This window comes from Acidovorax sp., from assembly GCF_034519795.1.
GTDB lineage: Bacteria > Pseudomonadota > Gammaproteobacteria > Burkholderiales > Burkholderiaceae_C > Acidovorax.
On record NZ_JAXHOB010000014.1, the window covers coordinates 133,708 to 149,280 of the forward strand.

12 protein-coding genes are annotated in these 15,573 nt (G+C 69.3%); 3 read left to right on the forward strand and 9 right to left on the reverse strand.

Going from position 1 to position 15,573, the window contains the following annotated elements:
* Positions 1–270: 270 nt before the first annotated feature.
* Positions 271–966 carry an aquaporin Z gene (gene aqpZ / locus U5N23_RS17300; RefSeq protein ID WP_322594018.1) on the forward strand — a complete coding sequence of 232 codons (696 nt, stop codon included), beginning with the start codon at positions 271–273 and terminating at the stop codon, positions 964–966.
* A 164-nt stretch (positions 967–1,130) separates the two neighbouring features.
* On the opposite strand, the gene U5N23_RS17305 is transcribed toward aqpZ, so the two are convergent.
* The 6 genes from U5N23_RS17305 to U5N23_RS17330 form a co-directional block, all read right to left on the reverse strand.
* Positions 1,131–2,066: an exopolyphosphatase gene (locus tag U5N23_RS17305; RefSeq protein ID WP_322594019.1), complete on the reverse strand. Its 936-nt coding sequence runs from the start codon at positions 2,064–2,066 to the stop codon at positions 1,131–1,133.
* Positions 2,067–2,170: 104 nt separating this feature from the next.
* A complete protein-coding gene (locus U5N23_RS17310; protein WP_322594020.1) occupies positions 2,171–3,430 on the reverse strand; it encodes an alpha/beta hydrolase in 1,260 nt (419 codons plus the stop codon).
* A 54-nt stretch (positions 3,431–3,484) separates the two neighbouring features.
* Positions 3,485–4,279 carry a pseudouridine synthase gene (locus tag U5N23_RS17315; protein WP_416208626.1) on the reverse strand — a complete coding sequence of 265 codons (795 nt, stop codon included), beginning with the start codon at positions 4,277–4,279 and terminating at the stop codon, positions 3,485–3,487.
* Positions 4,280–4,715: 436 nt separating this feature from the next.
* Positions 4,716–7,070 carry a putative bifunctional diguanylate cyclase/phosphodiesterase gene (locus tag U5N23_RS17320; RefSeq protein ID WP_322594021.1) on the reverse strand — a complete coding sequence of 785 codons (2,355 nt, stop codon included), beginning with the start codon at positions 7,068–7,070 and terminating at the stop codon, positions 4,716–4,718.
* Positions 7,067–7,633 (reverse strand): methylamine utilization protein, encoded by a 567-nt coding sequence (locus tag U5N23_RS17325; protein WP_416208639.1) that lies wholly within the window; start codon positions 7,631–7,633, stop codon positions 7,067–7,069. Before U5N23_RS17325 ends, U5N23_RS17320 begins: the two co-directional genes overlap by 4 nt.
* Before the next feature lie 68 nt (positions 7,634–7,701).
* The gene (locus tag U5N23_RS17330) at positions 7,702–8,601 is read right to left on the reverse strand and encodes a DUF4394 domain-containing protein (protein ID WP_322594023.1); all 900 of its coding nucleotides are present in this window, start codon (positions 8,599–8,601) and stop codon (positions 7,702–7,704) included.
* Positions 8,602–8,990: 389 nt separating this feature from the next.
* On the opposite strand from U5N23_RS17330, the gene U5N23_RS17335 reads away from it, so the two are divergent.
* Positions 8,991–10,661 carry a methyl-accepting chemotaxis protein gene (locus tag U5N23_RS17335; protein ID WP_322594024.1) on the forward strand — a complete coding sequence of 557 codons (1,671 nt, stop codon included), beginning with the start codon at positions 8,991–8,993 and terminating at the stop codon, positions 10,659–10,661.
* A 161-nt stretch (positions 10,662–10,822) separates the two neighbouring features.
* Here U5N23_RS17335 and U5N23_RS17340 read toward each other — a convergent pair whose 3' ends face one another.
* The gene (locus tag U5N23_RS17340) at positions 10,823–11,551 is read right to left on the reverse strand and encodes a Crp/Fnr family transcriptional regulator (protein WP_322594025.1); all 729 of its coding nucleotides are present in this window, start codon (positions 11,549–11,551) and stop codon (positions 10,823–10,825) included.
* 155 nt (positions 11,552–11,706) lie between these two features.
* Here U5N23_RS17340 and U5N23_RS17345 point away from each other — a divergent pair, with 155 nt between their 5' ends.
* The gene (locus U5N23_RS17345; protein WP_322594026.1) at positions 11,707–12,879 is read left to right on the forward strand and encodes an ABC transporter substrate-binding protein; all 1,173 of its coding nucleotides are present in this window, start codon (positions 11,707–11,709) and stop codon (positions 12,877–12,879) included.
* A 12-nt stretch (positions 12,880–12,891) separates the two neighbouring features.
* Here the strand turns inward: U5N23_RS17345 and U5N23_RS17350 are convergent, their stop codons facing one another.
* Positions 12,892–13,653, reverse strand: a complete 762-nt coding sequence (locus tag U5N23_RS17350) for a general secretion pathway protein GspB (RefSeq protein ID WP_322594027.1) — start codon at positions 13,651–13,653, stop codon at positions 12,892–12,894.
* A 5-nt stretch (positions 13,654–13,658) separates the two neighbouring features.
* On the reverse strand, positions 13,659–15,407 hold the full coding sequence (locus U5N23_RS17355) for an AAA family ATPase (RefSeq protein ID WP_322594028.1): 1,749 nt from the start codon (positions 15,405–15,407) through the stop codon (positions 13,659–13,661).
* Positions 15,408–15,573 lie beyond the last annotated feature (166 nt).

Genomic DNA, 15,573 nt, shown 5'->3' on the forward strand with positions numbered 1-15,573 from the left:
GGTCTTTGGGGGAGCGCCTTGCGGCACGCGGGAGGCCCGCAGTGCAAACGACGCTCGCGGGTGCTCAGCTCGGGGCGCAGGCGCCGATTTCAAGGTCTGCCGCCTGCGGGAGCTCGCCCATACGGGTCGGCCAGCGGCGGCACGCCGGCGAGCTTACCGCGCATTGTTGACAATTGGCAGGCCGTTGGCGCTGGTAATGCCCATTTTGCCGCCATAAGATGCGCCTCGTGCTGCGGCGGGCGCCGCCAGCCGTGCCTCAGGACTACCCCCATGCCTACCTCCCTGCAAAAATGGTCCGCCGAGTTCCTCGGCACTTTCTGGCTCACCTTCGGCGGCTGCGGCAGTGCCGTGCTGGCCGCCGCGTTTCCCCAGTTGGGCATCGGCTTTCTGGGCGTCTCCCTGGCGTTCGGTCTCACGGTGCTCACCGGGGCCTACGCGCTCGGGCCCATCTCGGGCGGGCATTTCAACCCTGCCGTGTCGGTCGGCCTGGTCATCGGGGGCCGATTCAAGGCGGCCGAACTGCCAGGCTACATCGCCGCCCAGGTGCTGGGCGCCATCGTGGCGGCAGGCGCGCTCTACCTGATCGCGACCGGCAAGCCCGGGGCCGACATCGGCGGATTTGCCACCAACGGCTATGGCGAGCATTCCCCGGGCGGCTACGGCCTGATGGCCGCCGTGGTGACCGAAGTGGTGCTCACGGCGGTGTTCCTCATCGTGATCCTGGGCGCCACCTCGCGCCGGGCCGCCGAAGGGGTGGGTGGGCTGGCCATCGGCCTGTGCCTGACGCTGATCCACCTGGTCTCGATCCCGGTGACCAACACCTCGGTCAATCCGGCGCGCAGCACCGGCCCCGCCCTGTTCGGGCCGGAGCATGCCGTGTCCGAATTGTGGGTCTTCTGGGCCGCCCCCATCGCCGGCGCGCTGCTGGGCGCAGCCCTGTACCGGGTCCTGTTCGGGGAAGACTGAGAGGCTGAGAATCTTTCGTCCATGCCCGCCTTGCACGCCAAAACACCCTGGCTCGTCGTTGCAAATGCTCGCCATAGCCCGAGCTATGGCTGTGCTTTGCGCCTAGATCCAGGGCGTTGTGGCGCGCCTTTCGGTCACGGCCAAAAAACTCCCAGCCTCTGAACTCAGCTGTCGAGCGTGATGCGCTGGATCAGCGCCTGCAGGATGAGGTCGGCCTTGTCATTGGCCACCTGGCAGGTGCCTGCGGCGGCATGGCCGCCACCGCCGAATTCCAGCATGAGGTTGCCCACGTGGGTCTGGCTGCTGCGGTCCAGGATGGACTTGCCGGTGGCCAGCACGGTGTTCTGCTTCTGCAGACCCCACATCATGTGGATCGAAATGTTGGCTGTGGGGAACAGCGCGTAGATCATGAAGCGGTTGGTCGCCCAGATGGTTTCCTCGTCGCGCAGGTCCAGCACCACCAGGTTGCCGATCTTGATGGCGCAGCGCAGCAGTTGATCCTTGGCCTTGGGCGCATGCTCGCGGTAGAGCGCCACGCGCTCCTGCACGTCGGGCAGCGCCAGGATCTCTTCGATGGTGTGGTCGCGGCAGTACTTGATCAGGTCCATCATCAGCGCATAGTTGCTGATGCGGAACTCGCGGAAACGCCCCAGGCCGGTGCGCGAGTCCATGAGGTAGTTGAGCAACACCCAGCCCTCGGGGTTCAGGATGTCTTCGCGCGAGTACTGGGCCGAGTCGGCCTGGTCGACCGCGGCCATCATTTCGTCGGTGATGCGCGGAAAGGCCGCCTTGCCGCCATAGTGGTTGTAGACCACGCGCGCCGCCGAGGGGGCATGCGCCTCGATGATGTGGTTGCTGTCGCGCCGCCCCGAGTTGCGCACGGTTTCCGATTCGTGGTGGTCGAACACCAGGTGTGCGCCCGGTACGTAGGGCAGGTTGGTGGTGATGTCCCGTTCGGTGATGGGTACCTTGCCGTCCTGCATGTCCTTGGGGTGCACGAAGGTGATGTCGTCGATCAGGTCCAGCTCGTTGAGCAGCACGGCACACACCAGGCCGTCAAAGTCGCTGCGGGTCACGAGGCGGTATTTTTTGTCGCTCACTGTGTTTCTCCTTGTTACATGCGGCGCGAATGGCACGATGGTAGCAATGCCCGCGCCCCCGTTGGCCTAGCGGTGCAAATAAAGGCGACAGCCGGCACCCCGGCTCAGCCTGCCGGTGCCAGCCAGCGCACCAATTGTCGGGCCACCCGGGCATCCCCCAGCATTTGGAGGTGCCCGGCCCGGTGCACCACGCACTGCTGCGCCCGGGCAAATTCGAGCCGCCTGGCAGCGTCATCATGCCAGCCCAGGGCACTGTGCAGCGGCACCAGACCGTCGCCGACCAGCCGTTCCGCCACCGGGCTGCGCTGGGCAGCCAGCGTAGCGCCCACGGTACAGCAGAGCACGCCTGCGGGCAACGGCACAGGGGTGCGCAGGTCCGGACTCTTGCGAAAGCGGTCGCGCCCCTGCCAGTCGGCATCCAGCACATGGCCATGGCGCAGGTCGGTGATGCCGGCGCTGCGCAGTTGCGCCAGGCGCGCGAACGGGCGCGAATACGGGGTGCTGCCCAGCAGCACGTCCACCCAGTGGCCGGCACGCTCCAGCGGCGCACCATGGTGCGGTGTTCCCAGGCACACCAGGTGCCGCAACAGGGCGCGCCAGGGCAGCCCGGACTGTTCGGCCTGCCAGCAGGCGCTGCGCGCCACCAGCCCGCCCATGCTGTGGCCCACGATGCCCAGGCGCGTGACCGGCACCGGCCAGGCGGCCACCAGCGCCTGCAGCTGGCGCGCCAGCTCGCCACCGTTGGTGGACGTGTGCAGCCCCGTGTTGTAGCGCAGGTACACCGGCGTGCAGCCCAGCGCCTGCGCCAGGTGGGCGCCATGGTCATGGCCCTCGTGCTGCCACTGCAGGTCGTTCATGCACAGGCCATGCACCAGCACCAGCAGGTGGCCCGATGCTGTGCCCGCCGCCCCCAGGGCTGCCGGGTTCAGCGGCCGGCCCTGCTGGTAAAAGCCCATGGCGGTGGCCAGCGGGTTGCCATCCTCGGCCAGGCGGTCGCCCATCACGCCGTTGAGCGCGGCCAGCACGGCCTGGCGTTCGCGCGGCACGTCCTGCGCCTCTTCAGGCACGCCCATGAACGGTTCCAGCCGCAGCAAGGCCGCCTGCAGGCCGGCATCCACCAGGCGGGTGATGCCGCGTACGCCGCCATAGACCATGCCGGTCAGGCCGCGCGTGCGGCCCGGCGTGGGGCCGCCCGGCAGGCCCATGGTGCCCAGCACCGATTGGTGCACCCCTTCGGCCACGCGGCTGATGCTGGCGGTGGCCTGGGTGGCCAGGCGGGCCACGCCGCGCACATCGGAGGGCCGCAACTGGCGCAGTGCCTTGGCAGGCCCGGTGCTGCGGGACGGCGGTGGCTTGGATGGCATGCGGCAGGCTCCTCGAAACGATGGGTGGGAATGGCGCACGCTCGCGCGCCAGCGTCAGAACTGCTCGTGCGGCAGGAGGTAGCGCCATTGCCCCACCGGCAGGTTGCCCAGCGTCACCCGGCCGATGCGGATGCGCTTGAGTCCCACCACCTTGAGGCCCACCTGCTCGCACATGCGGCGGATCTGGCGCTTCTTGCCTTCGGTGAGCACGAAGCGCAGCTGCTCGGGGTTCTGCCATTCCACACGGGCCTGCTTGAGGGGCTGGCCATCGAGTTCCAGGCCATGGCACAGGCGTGCCAGTTGTGCGGGCGGAAACGCCGCCTGCACGTCGAGCGCCACATCCCCGTACTGCACGCGCACCAGGTACTCCTTGTCCACGGTGGAATCCTCACCGATCAGCTGGCGCGCTACGCGCCCGTCCTGCGTGAGCACCAGCAGGCCCACGGAGTCGATGTCCAGCCGGCCGGCCGGCGCCAGGCCGCGCAGCTGCGGCGGCGAAAAACGCATGCGGCCCGGGTCGTCGCGCCAGTGGGTGCGGGGGTTGATCAGTGCCACGGCGGGCGTGTGGCCGTCCTCGGCCTGTCCGCTCACATAGCCCATGGGCTTGTGCAGCAGGATGGTGACCTGCTGCTCCTGCTGGCCCTGGGCCCGCTTGTCGACCTCGATGCGGTCGGCCGGCAGCACCTGCAGGCCCATGGGCGCCACCTCGCCGTTGACCTTGACCCAGCCCTGGGCGATCCAGTCGTCGGCCTCGCGGCGCGAGCACAGGCCTAGCTCGGCCATGCGCTTGTTCAGGCGCGAGGTGCCCGCAGCGGCCGCGGTGGCCTTGACCGGCACCGCCGGGCGCACGGGGGCAGCGGGGACAGGCGGCCGGGCGCCCGTGGCAGACGCGGCACCACGCGGGGCGGCCGGCGGCGCGGGCTCTGCTCGCCACACGTTGCCGCGTGCCGAGGACGCTGCAGCGGCAGGGCGAGAGGGCGGGCGCGCACCTGGCCGCGCACCTGGCCGCGCACCTGGCCGCGCATCTGGCCGCGCATCTGGCCGCGCTTTGTCCCGGGCAGCACCAGGCGCAGGGGCGCGGGATATGGCCGCAGCGGGTGACGAAGAAGAAACAGGCGGCGCGGCGGGCCGGCGCAACACGGCGCGCCGGGGCGGCTGGTCACCGGGCTCGGCGGCAGGGGAGGCAGGAGGACGGGAAGAAGGCATTGCCCGTATTTTCACCTCTGCGCAGGCATTTGGGCGGGCAAGCCTGCAAAGCGGGCACCAAATGGAGGCCCCGCAGCCGTCATGGGGTGGTGGCGTTGGCGATCTGGCGCGACTGCCAGGCCAGGAAGTCCTCGGCACCCAGCGGACGGCTGATGTGGTAGCCCTGCGCCTCGTCGCAGGACAGGGCGCGCAGCCGGTCCAGGATGACCAGGCTCTCCACCCCCTCGGCCACCACCGTGAGGCCCAGGTTGTGGGCCAGGTCGATGGTGGAGCGCACGATCATCGCATCGTCCTCACCGGTCTCCATGCCCATCACGAAGGACTTGTCGATCTTGAGCTCGTCCACCGGCAGGCGCTTGAGGTAGGCCAGCGACGAGTACCCGGTGCCGAAATCGTCGATGGAGAGCTTGAAGCCCTGCTCCGACAGGCGGTTGAGCATGGCCTCGGCACGCTGGGGGTCGTCCATGATGGCACTCTCGGTGATCTCCAGGCAGAAGGCGCTGGCCTGCACGCCGTGGCGCGCGAGGATGGTGGCCAGGCGCGCGCTCAGTTCCGGGTCCAGCAGGTCGCGCGTGGACAGGTTGACCGAGATGCGCAGCGGCAGGTCCGCCGTGCGCGGATCGGCCAGCAGGCGCGCCACCTCCTCGAACATCCACAGCGTGAGCTGGCGCACGAAGCCCGTCTGCTCGGCAAAGGGGATGAAGTCCATGGGAGGCACCAGGCCGCGCTGGGGGTGCTGCCAGCGCACCAGGGCCTCGGCAGCCAGCCCCCCCTGCCCGTGCAGCGGCACCTTGGGCTGCAGGTACAGGCGCAGCTCGTTGTGCTCCACGGCGTGCCGCAGCTCGGTCAGCAGCGACAGGGTCTGGCTGCTGGCCGAGTCGAACGAGGCGTCATAGCGCAGCGCCCCACTGAGCTTGCGCTTGGCGGCATACATGGCGATCTCGGAGCGGCTGAGCAGCGTGTCGGCATCCTGCGCATCGCTCGGCCAGCATGCAAACCCCATGCCGGCGCTCAGGTCCACGGTCTGGTCCTCGAAGGCCAGCGCCTGCTCGAACGACTGGTTGATGCGCTGGGCCACGGCCTGGGCACCCGGTGCATCGGTGCGCATCAGCAGCAAGGCGAACTCGTTGCCGCCCAGGCGGGCCACCATGTCGCTGTCGCCCGGCACCTGCCTTTGCAGGCGCTCGGCCACGGCCTGCAGCAATCGGTCGCCGAAGGCATAGCCGAGCACGTCGTTGACGTGCTTGAAGCGATCCAGGTCGAGCGTGAGCACGGTCAGGGGCTGCTCTGCGCCGTCCTCCTGCGCGGCGATGGCGTGCACCACGGCTTCGCGAAAACGCTCGCGGTTGGGCAGCCCCGTGAGCCGGTCCCAGTAGGCCAGGCGGCGGATCTCGGCCTGCTGGCTGCCGATATCAAGGCGCATGCGGTCGAAGGAGCGGGCCAGGTTGCCGATCTCATCCTGGCGCCCGGTATGCCCCAGGGGCACCCCGTACTCGCCGCGCGACAGGCGCTGCGTGGCCGCCAGCAGGGAGCGCAGGGGCGTGGTCAGGCGCGTGGCCACCAGCCCGGTGCCGGCTGCAAACAGCAGCACACCGGCGATGGTGATGATGGCCAGCAGCACCTGCAGTTGCTGGTACGGCGCCACCACCTCGTCCACCGAGCGCAGCAGCAGCGTCTTCACCTCGTTGCCCGCGTTGCCCAAGGGGGCCTCGCGCACCAGCAGCGTCCCCTCGGCGGTCTTGAGCTCGGCCAGCGGCAGGCCCTGGCGATGCAGGCCGGCCAGCGCCGGTGCCGACAGCGTGGTCACGGGCACCGACATGCGGCCATCCGCCGCCTTGACCACCACGGCCACCTGCACCGACAGCAGCCGCCGCATCTCCTCGGCCAGCGGCTGGCCGATGGGAAAGCCCATCAGCACCCAGCCGATGACCACCGGAGCCCGCATGGGCACCATCACGAACTGGTAGGGCACGCCCGCCATCATCGCCACCTGGCTGCCCTGGGGCTGGGCCGCCAGCGGCGGCACGACCTGGCGCAGCGTGGCGGGAAAATCCAGCATGTCGTCCGACAGGCTGGCCGCGCGCAACTCCAGGTTGGTGCCCAACAGCGCCGTCACGGCCGCGCCGATGCGGTTGCCATGGTTCTCCAGCACGGACTGGATGGTCTCCTCGTCATCGGAATTGATGGCCGAGCGGAAGCCGTAGTCGGCCGCCAGCAGGGCCGAGCCTTGGCGCAGCTTGTCCGCGTTCTGGTCCAGCAGGCGCCGCCAGACGTTCTCGTCGGTGTCAAGGGCGCGCGCGATCTGGCTGCGCGCATTGCGCTCGATGGAGGCCCGCACCACCGCAAAACCAGCCGCCTGCACGATGAGCAGCAACAGCAGCGAGATGCCCACCAGCCTCAGGAGGAGGCTGCGCCGCAGCAGGGACAGGGTCAAGGCTGCAACCCCGCCATACGCACCGAGGCGTTGGCCACGCCAGTGGCCGGCACGGTCAGCGCCTGCTCCAGGGCCGGGGCGCCCACCGGCAGCCGGTTGTGCCAGGCCCTGAGCTTGTAGCTGCCCGGGGGCACGTTGTCGATCTGGGCCTTGCCGGTTGCGGGCGAACTGGCGTAGTAGGGCGTGTCCACCACCAGGATCCAGCCGGTCATCTGGTCGTGGATGTTGCAGCCCAGCACCACCACCCCGGCCTGGTCGAAAAGCACGGGCTTGCTGGGCGTCCCGGTGTAGAGCTTGAGCTCGAACTTCTTGGCAGGCGAGAAGGAATAGACATGGTGGCGCACCGTGTCGCGGTTGGGGAACAGCACCTCCGTGCCCACGGGCACCACCATCATCGCGGGTGCGAACTGGCGCTTTTCCTGCGCCATCTCCACCCCGGGCTGGGGTTTGACGAGGCGCTTGGCCTCGGCCGATTCGAGGAACACCACAGCACCGGCCAGCGGCTTGCCCGCCGCGTCGGTCAGGTCCACCTGCACGGAGGCAGCCTGCGCCATGCCCGCCATGGCTGCCACACAGCCCGCCAGCACATGTCCGTGTACCAGCAGCCGTCGTGCCATGGTGGGCTGCGTGCTCATGGTTCTATGGCCATTCCCGCCAGTGCCGCCCCGTTGCCGATCACGCCCAGCGAGACGGCGCGGCCGGACGCCAGGTCCACCTTGTACAGGCGCGAGCGTGGATCGCCGGATGTGCGCGTGGCCAGCAAGGCCACATTGCCCACGTCGGAAATGTCGAACGAAGCATCGGACAGCGGCCCCAGGCCAAGGGCCCCCACGGTGCGCAGTTGGCCGGTGTTGGGCGAGACCACGGGCGTGGCGCCTTCGCGCGAGCCCTGCATCACCAGCGCGCCACGGGCGCGGTCGATGGCGTAGTTGGTGGTGACCTTGCTGTCCTGCGGGTTGTAGGTGTACCCGGCTCCCACCACATCCGGCACACGGCCTGCGTTCACATCACCGGCCACGTAGTGCAGCACCGGATCGGGCTGCACACCCGGCTGGGCAGGGTCGCCATCGACCAGGGCGCCGGTATCGGGGTGCAGGCGCAGGTTGAGCCCGGACGAGGACACCACGCGGATGCGGTCCGCCGCCGGATTGAAATCGAGGCCGAACGATGCCCCCGTGAGCTGCAGAGCGGCCGGCGCGGAGCCCACCGCCGCCAATGCCCCGCTGGAGATGTCGAGCGTGTACAGGCGACCGGTCTGTGACAGCGCATACAGCACGCCCCTGGACACCCGGAAATCCACGCCGACCAGCCGCTCGCCGGAAGCCAGGCCGGTCACGCGCCGGCGCTCCAGCACCGTATCGGGCCGGCGCGCATCGAACACGATGAGTTCGTGGTCCGCCGTCACGGCCACGAGGCGTTCGCGGCGCTCCGATGCGTCGGGCATGGGCCCACCGGTACATGCTGCCAGGCCCAGCAGCACCATCGTGCCCAGGACACCGCGCAGATGGCGGAAAGTGTGGAAGCGGCTCATGGAGGACCTTTGCTGAAACTGTAACGGGTTTATACCCGATAGGGCTTCGGCATGCTGCATTAGAGTCAACTTGTCCAGGTGGTTATTTTTCAAAAAAGATAGCACCCATCCATTGCGATATATGTAACAGGAGTCTTTTCATGGTCTGTGGATCGGCACCCATGCGAGGGTTCTCCCCGGTCCATCTGCCCACCCGGAGGAAGCAGGCCATTTGTAACAGCGGCATGCGCGCCATGCATGGGGCCATCCTGAAGCCTCATAACACTTTGTGACATTTGTCCCTACACTGGGTGCGCCCACCCCGCGCCCGGTGGCGAGGGGCCCCCCCGCCTGCCTGGGCATCGTTATTGCTTCGTGCCATCCATCGAATTCAACAGCCAAGGACCTCCATGCCGGCCGCCTCGTCCCTCAAATCTTTGTCGATCTCCAGCCGCCTGGGCCTGGGCTTCGGCTGCCTGCTGGTGCTGCTGATCGCGGTGGCGGCCGTAGGCCAGCTTTCGGCAGGCAAGCTGCACGAGCACCTGCAGCAGGTGACCGGAACCGGTGCCACCAAGACCCGGCTGGTCAATGAGATGCTGGACAGCGTGAGCGCCATCGGCATCCAGAGCCGCTCGGCGGCCATGCTCAACGAAATCGACCCCAAGCAGGCCCGCGACCAGATCAAGAACGCCGAGAAATCCGTGCAGTCCTATGCCCGCCAGGAGGCCAGCCTGTCGGAGCTGCTCAAGGCCGACGGCACCACCGAGGCCGAGCGCAAGCTGCTCGGCGAGGTCCAGGAGCTAGGCCGCAAGAGCCGCCCCGAGCTGGATGCCGCGATGAAGGCGGCCGACGATGGCGATACCGTCAGCGCCACGCTGAACCTCATGACCAAGGTCGCCCCGCTGGAGGCCGCCTGGCGCGGCAAGCTGGCCGAGCTGATCGAACTGCAGAACACCCTGAACAGCCAGGCCACGGCCTCGGCCGAGGTCACACAGAGCCAGGCGCGCTGGACGGGTGGCGCGCTGGTGTTGCTGGCAATCGGCCTGGGAGCCCTGATCGCCTGGCGCATCACGACCAGCATCACCGCCCCCATCGGCCGTGCGGTGGTGGTGGCCGAGCGCATTGCGCGCGGCGACCTCACCTCGCAGGTGGAGGTGCGCATCCACGACGAAACCGGCCGCCTGCTCGAAGCCATTGCGGCCATGCAGGACCGGCTGCGCAGCCTGGTGGGTGACATCGGCGGCACGGCGGAATCCATCCTCGTGGCCAGCTCCGAAGTCGCCTCGGGCAACCTCGACCTGAGCCAGCGCACCGAGCAGACATCGCACAACCTGCAAGGCGCCGCCAATGCCCTGACCGACCTGACGGGCACCGTGTCGCAAAGCGCCGACGCCGCGCGCCAGGCCAACCAGTTGGCGTCCTCGGCCTCGGACGCCGCCACGCGCGGCGGCGAGGTGGTCTCGCAGGTGGTGCGCACCATGGACACCATCAGCGGCAGTTCGCGCAAGATCGCCGACATCACCAGCGTGATCGACGGCATCGCCTTCCAGACCAACATCCTGGCCCTGAACGCGGCGGTGGAAGCCGCGCGTGCCGGCGAACAAGGCCGGGGCTTCGCCGTGGTGGCCAGCGAGGTGCGCAGCCTCGCCGGCCGCGCCGCCCAGGCCGCCAAGGAAATCAAGACACTGATCAGCGCCAGCGCCGAGCATGTGCAGGAGGGCAGCACCCTGGTGAACCACGCGGGCAAGACCATCGAGGAGCTGGTGATGTCCGTGCGCCGCGTGTCCGACATCATGGGCGAGATCACCGCCGCCACACAGGAGCAGAGCCAGCGCATCGGGGAGGTCAGCCAGTCCGTGGGCGCGCTCGAAGAGATGACGCAGCAGAACGCCGCACTGGTGGAAGAAGGCGCCGCCGCAGCCGACAGCCTCAAGGAACAGGCCGGCCGCCTGACGCAGATGGTGCACACCTTCCGCCTGAGCCGCGACCGCACCGACGAGCGCGAATGGCAGGGCGCACCCGATGCCGAAGCCCCCATGCCAACCCCCACGGCCGGATTGCCTGCACTGCCGCGCGCATAGGAGCCTGCCGGACTGGGAAATCGTCGGCTGCAAATCGGCCGCAGCGGTCCATTTTTCACCGTCTTTTTGCCCCATGGCCTGGCTATGGGGCTGCAAATCCGGCAAAAACTGTCCTCGCTGGGGCCGATTTTCGCTTTCGACGCTCCAAGTCCGACAGGTTCCTAGCGCGGTTCCGCCAGCCGCTGGAAGATGCTGGACTGCAGCGCCGCCAGGTCCAGCACGCGCAATCCGCCGTACTCCACGCGGATGGCACCTTCCACCTCCAGCGCCGCCAGCGCTTCGTTCACGCGCTGGCGCGACAGCCCCACCAGGTAGGCCAGTTCCTGCTGGGTGATGCGCAGCACCTCCCCCACCCCGGGGTAGAGCACGGGGTTGAACAGGGAGGCCAGGCTGCGCGCCACGCGCACGTCGGGGTTGTTCAGGCGGTCGATCTCGCGCGCGGCAATGAACTGGCCCAGGCGCTCGTTGAGCTGGTTCATCACGAAGCGGTTGAAGCCGATCGAATGGTCCAGCAGCCAGTGGAAGGTGTCGATCGGCAGGCCGGCCACGATGCTTTTGCGCAGCGCCTGGATGTTGTAGCGGTAGGGTTCGCGCTTCATGGCCGTGCCCTCGCCGAACCAGCCGCCGGGTGGCACGCCGGTGTAGGTCATGGTCTGGCCCTGCGCGTTGTCGCTGCTCATCTTGAGCAGCCCCTCCACCACGCCGAACCAGTAGGTCACGGGCCGGCCCACACGGCACACGTAGTCGCCGGGCGCCGCGTCGCCCACCAGCAGCGCTGCCTCGGCGCGTTCGCGCTCGGCGGGCTGCAGCTGTGTCAGCCAAGGGATGTTGGCCAACTCGGCCTGCGAGGGCAGGCGCCGGCGCTGGTGCAGTGACAAATCCTGGTTCATGGAACTCGGTGGCGGGAACGGGGGTGGCACAAGGCGTGCGGGAATACCACGATCCGAATTGTCGCCGCAACGATAGATTTTCGCCAATCGGCTGGGGATGATGGCCGTCCGAGGGGCACAGGGCCCCCATTCCAAGAGCACGGAGACACCACCCCATGAACACAGCCACAGGCGGCATCCACACCCCCAAGCCCGCACTTCGCCGACGCACCCTGCTGGCCGGCGCCATCGCCCTGCCGCTGGCACACTGGAGCCGCAGCACCACGGCGCAGGAGGGACCGATCCGCATCGGCCAGTCCACGGCGCTCACCGGGCCTTTGGGCGACCTGGGTTCGGCCATGCACCAGGGCGCCAAGGCGGCCTTCGCCAGCATCAATGCCAAGGGCGGCGTCCATGGCCGCAGCATCGAGCTGACAACGCTGGACGACGCCTACGAGGTCCCCAAGGCCCTGGCCAACGTGGACAGGTTCCTGGCCGACCCGGGCAACTTCGCCCTCTTCAACTGCATGGGCACGCCCATGATCGACGCCATGCTGCCCAAGGTGGTCCAGAGCGGCGTCCCCTTCTTCGCCCCCTTCACCGGCGCCCAGCTGAGCCGCACGAAGGACGCGCGCAGCGTGTTCAACATCCGCGCCAGCTACGCCGACGAGGCCGAGAAACTGGTGCAGCACCTGTCCACCATCGGCATCCAGCGCATCGGCATCGTCTACCAGAACAACTCCTTCGGCAAAGAGGTGTTCACAGCCGCAGAGCAGTCCATGGGCAAGCTCAAGCTGCCTGCCGCCGTCACGGTGACGGTGGAGAACAATGCCTCGGACGCAGGCGCTGCCGCCGCGAAACTGGCGGGTGCCGACCTTGAAGCCATTGTCATCGGCCTGGCGGGCAAGCCCACCCTGGAGTTCGTGAAGGCCTTTCGCGCCCTCAAGCGCGGCGTGACGCTGTATGCGCTGTCCGTCATGGGCACGCCCGCCACGGTGAAGGCGCTGGGCGCCGACGCCACGGGCATGGCCATCTCGCAGGTCGTGCCCCTGCCGTCCAACGTGGTGATGCCGGTGGTGCGCGACTTCCAGGCCGCGTGGAAGGCCTCCGGCGCCACGGCCGAGCCCTCGCACCTGGCGCTGGAGGGTTACCTGAACGCCCGGGTGTTCGCCGAGGCCCTGCAGCGCGCCGGCCGCAACCCGACGCGCGCCGCGTTCATCGACGCCACCTGGGCCCTCAAGAAATGGGACCTGGGCGGCTTCGAGATCAACGCCAGCACGCCGGAGCGCAATGCCTCGCGCTTCGTCGAGCTCACCCTGATCGGCCGGGACGGGCGCTTTCTGCGCTGATGCAAGGCCAGGCTACTGCGGCGCCACCGCGTAGCGGTAGCCGCGGAACGACCAGACGGTGCGCCCCTGCTCGATGCGCTCGAGCTTGAGCCCCGGCGCGGCCTGGTCACCCTCCTGCAGCACCTGGCCGTTGACGATGGCCATGCGGTGCGCGGGATTGCTGGAGTACGTGGCGCCCGTGACCTGCAGCACCGGCAATTGCTCGCGCACCGAAGGTGGCAGCTCGTTCTGTGCGAAAACGGGGCTGTTGGGAAGTGCGGCAGGGGGTGCGGCTGCGGGGGGGGCGGTGGCTACCGTTTCACGCCGCACTGCCTCGCTTTCGCGGGCGGGCTTTTCGCGCACCGGCTCGGCCACGCGCTTGGGCGCCACCGGCCGCGGCTGCGCCGTGGAGGGGACCAGAGGCTGGTCAATCGCTGGCGCCGGCGTTGCGGCAACCGTGGCGACTGCAGGGGCGGGAGCGGGAGCCGGCGCAGCCACGGTCGGGGGCAGCATGGGCGCAGGCCCAGGCGTCGGTACAGGCGTGGCTGGCGGTGCCACAACGACACCCGCGCTGCCGGCGGGCGTGGCGACGGTGCGCTGCATGGCCCACCAGGTTCCGCCCGCGGCCAGCGCGGCGATGGCCACCACCGCCGTGCCGATGACCAGCACATTGCCCGAACTGGGGCGCTCTGCAGGCATTCCGCTCGTGGGCATGGCCTGCGTATGGATGCCTGGCACGGCGCCCCGGCCCCGCTCGGCTTCTGCGCGCCGCAGCGCATCAAGGATGTAGGACATGGGGATCAGGCTCCGGTGCGCAGGCGCGGTTCTTTCACGCCGGCGGCGCGGTTGAGCAGCATCAGGGTCAGGGGACCAGCCCGGCCATCGGGCGTCACGCCCTGGGCCAGCTGGAAGCGGTGGATGCGCGACTGGCGCAGCGCAGGCGTCACCGGCCGGCTGCCTGGCCCCGTGCCCCCGGCCGCCTTGGAGGCCAGGCGCGCATCGAGCCAGGCCGCTCCCGCCGGGCTGTCGGTGATCTCGCCCTTGTCGGGCATGCCGGGCGGCGCGCGCCACAGCGTGGCCATGTCGCCGCGCCAGACCTGCGCCAGGTCGGCCAGCGGTACGTGCAGCGTACGGCCTCCGCTCTCCAGCGTGGCCATATCGTCGTCCAGACTGCGCAACACCGCCGAGACGGCGCTGTCTCCCTCCTCCGAGGGGAACAGCGTGAGCAGCACCGGGCGGTCGATCAGGCGGATCAGGTTCAGCCCCGCACGGCGGTTGCGGTAGCAGCGCAACCCATCGCGGGGCAGCGTGGCGCAGGCATCGGCGCCTTCGGGCAAGGCGGCCCCCCAGGCCGACGCCAGCACCTGCCAGCCCGAGGCATCGTTGGGGGCCTGCGCCAGCAGGAACTGCTGCAGCCCGGAGGCCGGGGCCGGGGCCGGCGCGGCAGCAGAAGCGGCAGATGCTGGTGCAGCAGCCGCCAGCGCGGGCACCGGCACCGAGGCCCCCGCCTGGGGCACCTTTGCCGCCGCAGCAGAAGCGGGGCGCTGCGGCGCTGCAGCCATCGGGCGGCCCGTCTGTGCAGCGCCGGGCGAAGGCTGCGACGGGCGCACCCCCAGCGTCCACGCGGCGGCCGCCACGATCGCAGCGCCCGCCACCCCGCCCACGCCAGCCACTGCCCAGCGCGGCATGCCCGCCAGGCTGCGGCGCTCTGCGGCACCGCCCGAGACCGGCGCGCCGAACACCTCGCGCGCTGCGCGCTCGACGATGGCCGTGCTCACCTCGCGCATGCCGGCCGCGTAGGCCCCCAGCAGCGCGCGGTCGCACAACAGGTTGATGCGCCGCGGTATGCCGCGCGACAGCGTGTGCACGCGCCGGAGGGCGCGCCGGCTGAACGGCACCGGGCCCTGCAGCCCCGCGATGGCCAGCCGGTGCGCAATGTACTGCTGCGTCTCCTGCGGGCTCAGCGCGTCGAGGTGAAAGCGCGCGATCACGCGCTGCGCGAGCTGCTCCAGCGAGGGGCGCGCCACCATGCTGCGCAACTCGGGCTGGCCGATCAGGATGATCTGCAGCAGCTTGCGCTCGGCGGTCTCCAGGTTGGTCAACAGGCGCAACTGCTCGAGCACGTCGGCTTCGAGGTTCTGCGCCTCGTCGATGATGAGCACGTTGTTGCGGCCGCTGGCATGGGCCGCCAGCAGCGAGGCGTTGAGCGGGTCGATGCAGTCCTTGACCGTCTCGTGGCCCGGCACCGCCGCCTTGTGAGGCACGCCGAACTCGTCGCAGATCGAGCGCAGCAGCTCGCCCACCGTGAGCTTGGGGTTGAAGATGTAGGCCACGTTGCAGTGCTCGGGAATCTGCTCCAGGAAGCAGCGGCACACCGTGGTCTTGCCCGCGCCCACCTCGCCCGTGAGCAGCACGAAGCCGCCTCCGGCATCCAGGCCGTACAGCAGGTGGGCCAGGGCCTCCCGATGCCGCTCGCTCATGAACAGGTAGCGCGGGTCGGGTGCGATGGAGAACGGCGGGTGCTGGAGACCGAAAAACGGGGCGTACATGCCCGTGAGGATACCGCCCCACCGCGACATGCCCCCCGACACCCCGTCCACGGCCCCCGCCCAACGGCCATTCGCAGTGCGTCAGGGTTTAACCCGAGGAGTAGTTTCCCGTAAATTGTCGTCGGCAAGACAAGACGACGTCAAAGTCGGTCCTAGCATTCATCCC

What these genes read in the sequence shown, in the direction of transcription:
- U5N23_RS17340 (WP_322594025.1), bottom strand. Translation starts at nt 11,551, where the DNA reads ATGAACCAGGATTTGTCACTGCACCAGCGCCGGCGCCTGCCCTCGCAG.
- U5N23_RS17345 (WP_322594026.1), top strand. Translation starts at nt 11,707, where the DNA reads ATGAACACAGCCACAGGCGGCATCCACACCCCCAAGCCCGCACTTCGC.
- aqpZ (WP_322594018.1), top strand. Translation starts at nt 271, where the DNA reads ATGCCTACCTCCCTGCAAAAATGGTCCGCCGAGTTCCTCGGCACTTTC.
- U5N23_RS17310 (WP_322594020.1), bottom strand. Translation starts at nt 3,430, where the DNA reads ATGCCATCCAAGCCACCGCCGTCCCGCAGCACCGGGCCTGCCAAGGCA.
- U5N23_RS17350 (WP_322594027.1), bottom strand. Translation starts at nt 13,653, where the DNA reads ATGTCCTACATCCTTGATGCGCTGCGGCGCGCAGAAGCCGAGCGGGGC.
- U5N23_RS17325 (WP_416208639.1), bottom strand. Translation starts at nt 7,633, where the DNA reads ATGGCGGGCATGGCGCAGGCTGCCTCCGTGCAGGTGGACCTGACCGAC.
- U5N23_RS17355 (WP_322594028.1), bottom strand. Translation starts at nt 15,407, where the DNA reads ATGTACGCCCCGTTTTTCGGTCTCCAGCACCCGCCGTTCTCCATCGCA.
- U5N23_RS17330 (WP_322594023.1), bottom strand. Translation starts at nt 8,601, where the DNA reads ATGAGCCGCTTCCACACTTTCCGCCATCTGCGCGGTGTCCTGGGCACG.
- U5N23_RS17335 (WP_322594024.1), top strand. Translation starts at nt 8,991, where the DNA reads ATGCCGGCCGCCTCGTCCCTCAAATCTTTGTCGATCTCCAGCCGCCTG.